Raw genomic sequence first — 1,074 nt, forward strand, 5'->3', positions numbered from 1 at the left:
CGCAGATTCAAATCCCAAGTGCAACACATTTGTAGTTAGTTGAAAAAGTTAGGTGTATTCATAGAATCATTAGACTTTTTCAACTCGCAATTGGAAAGCACACAATGAAGAAATACACCCAACTTTCTCAAGATGAAAGATACGAAATTTATGCTACTTTGAAAAGTAAAAGTTCAATCGCTACCCTTGCTCGGGAATTAGGACGTTCACGATCAACCATCTACCGTGAATTAAAAAGAAATACTGGGCAACGTGGATATAGAGCTCAACAGGCAGCTAAATTTGCAAGTCAAAGACGGTACCGTCCTTCATCATCAATGACAGCATTTGCCTTCGCTTATATTGATTATTTGATTGGTTTGGACTGGTCACCCGAACAAATTTCAGGTGCTTTAACACAACGCGGTTGGCTGGATGTACCTTCACATGAGTGGATTTACCAGTACATTTATCAAGATAAATCAAAAGGCGGTAAACTTCATCTACATTTAAGGCATCAGAAGAAATATCGAAAACGCGGTTACAAAAACACGGATCGTAGGGGTCAAATCATTGATAAAACAAGTATTCACTGCCGAGACCAGGTCATTGATCAACGACAACGTTTAGGAGATTTCGAAGGTGACACGGTGATTGGTAAACATCATAAAGGTGCTTTATTGACTCTCGTTGATCGAAAGAGCCTGTATGTACATATTGTTCATTTAGGGCCAACAAGAGCATCCTCTCAAACGATTACTTGTGCATTAGATCGTTTACAAATGAGCCATGCTTATAGTGTGACATTTGATAATGGCAAAGAATTTTCCGAACACAAAAGAATTACTGATGCTGGCATAGAGACGTATTTTGCTGATCCTTACAAGTCTATTCAGCGAGCTAGAAATGAAAATACGAATGGTTTAATCCGTCAATATCTGCCAAAATCATCATCGTTTGATGGCGTGTCAAACGAACAAATAGAGCAGATAGAATTTGCACTCAACCATCGTCCTAGAAAAACACTAGGTTGGTATACACCGAGTGAAGTTATGGCTGGTTTTTATACTGTTGCACTTGCCGCTTGAATCCGCC

General features: G+C 39.2%; 1 protein-coding gene. It reads left to right on the plus strand.

Translation table 11 applies throughout. From position 1 onward, the window contains the following. Window positions 1-104: 104 nt before the first annotated feature. Window positions 105-1,067, plus strand: coding sequence for an IS30-like element IS18 family transposase (locus tag FTT87_RS16295; RefSeq protein ID WP_125279924.1), 963 nt, complete (start codon window positions 105-107; stop codon window positions 1,065-1,067). Window positions 1,068-1,074: the final 7 nt, after the last annotated feature.

Origin of the sequence: Acinetobacter sp. YH01022 (genome assembly GCF_013420235.1) — a bacterium.
Classification (GTDB): domain Bacteria; phylum Pseudomonadota; class Gammaproteobacteria; order Pseudomonadales; family Moraxellaceae; genus Acinetobacter.